The organism is Bradyrhizobium sp. P2_E8, assembly GCF_056403875.1.
In genome coordinates this window covers 1-2,201 of the sequence record NZ_JBFUES010001136.1, presented here as the reverse complement: position 1 = coordinate 2,201, position 2,201 = coordinate 1, and the positions used below count along the sequence as shown (strand labels likewise).

The window sequence follows — 2,201 nt, the reverse complement described above, 5'->3', positions numbered from 1 at the left end:
GATCTGATGCGCCCGGTGCCGGTGGCGCCGCTCACGATCGCGACCGAGATTTTGCGCGAGGGCCGCAAGATCCAGCTCTGCGAAATCAAGCTGCTCGCCGACGGCGTGCAGGTCGTGGGCGCCACCGTGCTCAAGATCAAGACGCAGGCGCAGGCGCTGCCGGACGAGGTCAAGGAGCTGCCGGTCACCTTGCCGTCGCCGGAGGATTCACTGGTCGAGGACGGTCATGCCGCCACCAGTCCGTTCGTGCGCTCGGTCTCGATGCGCGCCGCGCGCGGCCGCTTCGGCCAGGCCGGTGCCGGGGCGGTCTGGTTTCGCGTCGACCATCCCTTGATCGAGGGCGAAGCGATCTCGCAGGCGATGCGCGCAATGGTCGCCGCCGATTTTTCCAACGGCACGGCTTCGACGCTCGACTTCCGCGCCTGGACCTACATCAACGCCGATCTCACCGTGAGCTTTGCGCGCCAGCCGGTCGGCGAGTGGATCTTGCTGGACGGCGACTCCTGGATCGGCCCCGACGGCGCAGGGCTCGCCATGTCGCGGCTGGCGGACCGGCAAGGCTATTTCGGTCGCGCGGTGCAGAGCCTGGTGATCGAGAAGCGGTGAGCGTGACGGCAAGCGCCGTGATCGCTGCTTGAGCCGATTGAACGGCAGACTTCCGCCGCCGCGGAAGGGATGCCCTGGTCGCGAGCCTCTTCTTGTCCGGAGGTCTCTGTTCGACGCCAGCGTCCTGCCAGTTCAACTGCCGTAGACGATCTTGATCTCCCACAGCAGGACAACAATGGCCGTGATCAACGTGATGGCGGCCAACGCACTTTCCAAGGAAGCGACTCTCATCTGATACTCCGCTTCCCAGCCCCGTCAGCGGTCTATTTGATTCGTTGATTCGCCTGCAATCGTGCGGACGGCGTGGCTGCAAAGTCCCTTCCGCGCTGTTGTTCGCCGGTCACAGCGACACCGTAGAATCCCGGGGGCGGGCGCGGGAGGCTGTACGGTGCTGCCTGCCACAAGTTGCAGATCGAGATGACTACCCCACCATCCGGTCCCGCCCGCTCCAAAATCCCGCGCGCAGCACCTTCTTGTCGACCTTGCCGACGCCGGTCATCGGCAATTGCTTGACGAACTGGATCTGCTTCGGCGCATGCGCCGAACCCTTTCGCGTCTTCACGAAATTGATCAGCTCGCCCGGATCGGGCCTTGCGCCTTCGCGCGGCACGACGATGGCGATGACGGCTTCGCCCCATTTCTCGTCAGGGATGCCGACGACCGCGACCATCGCGACATCCGCATGCTGAGACAGCACGTCCTCGACCTCGCGCGGAAAGATGTTGAAGCCGCCGGAGACGATCATGTCCTTCTTGCGGTCGAGGATGAACATGTAGCCGCGCTCGTCCTTGCGCGCGATGTCGCCGGTGTGGACCCAGCCGTTCTTCAGCGTCTCGGCCGTGACGTCAGGCCGCTTCCAGTATTCCGCCATGACATGCGGGGCGCGCACGCAGATCTCGCCGGCATCGCCCGTCTTCACCTCCTGGTCGTTGTCGTCGAGGATCCTGACCTCGCAGGCCGCGATCGGGAAGCCGCAGGACAGGAACAGCTCCGGCGTCCTGGGATCATGGTCCTTCTTGCGCAGCACCGAGATCGGATAGCATTCGGTCTGGCCGTAGAGCTGCGAGAACACCGGCCCGATCCGTTCGATGCCCTCGATCAGCCGGCTCGGAGACATCGCGGATGCGCCRTAGAGCACGAGCTCGAGCGAGGAGAGGTCGGTCCTGCCCAGCGCGGGATGGTCGAGCAGCACGTAGATCATGGTCGGAACGAACAGCGTGAAGTTGATGCGCTCGCGCGCGATCGTCGCCAGCACGGCCTCGGGATCGAAACCCTTCAGCACGTGCACGGTGCCGCCGCGCATCAGGGTCGGCAGCACTTTGGTGCCGGCGACATGGCTGATCGGGGCGACCGTGAGATAGCGCGCACCTTCCGGGATTTCGAAGTCGGCGAGGATCGCGGCGGCGGCCCCGGCATTTTCGCGATGGTAGCGCAGCGCGCCCTTGGATTTGCCGGTCGTGCCGCCGGTGTAATTCAGCGTGGAGATATCGTCAGGGCCGGCAAAGCAATGCGCGCTGGCATGGCCTTCGATATCGATCGCCTGCAACAGATCGACGCCATAGTCGGCCGGTCCCATGGTGAAGACCGCCTTGAGG

Annotated in this window: 2 protein-coding genes; one reads left to right on the top strand and one right to left on the bottom strand. The window is 64.9% G+C overall.

The window, feature by feature from the left end:
• On the top strand, positions 1-606 hold a 606-nt coding region (locus tag AC1D00_RS37715), incomplete at its 5' end, for a thioesterase family protein (RefSeq protein WP_477014166.1).
• Between the two features lie 421 nt (positions 607-1,027).
• Here AC1D00_RS37715 and AC1D00_RS37710 read toward each other — a convergent pair.
• A partial coding sequence (locus AC1D00_RS37710) for an AMP-binding protein (RefSeq protein ID WP_477014165.1) occupies positions 1,028-2,201 on the bottom strand: 1,174 nt, incomplete at its 5' end.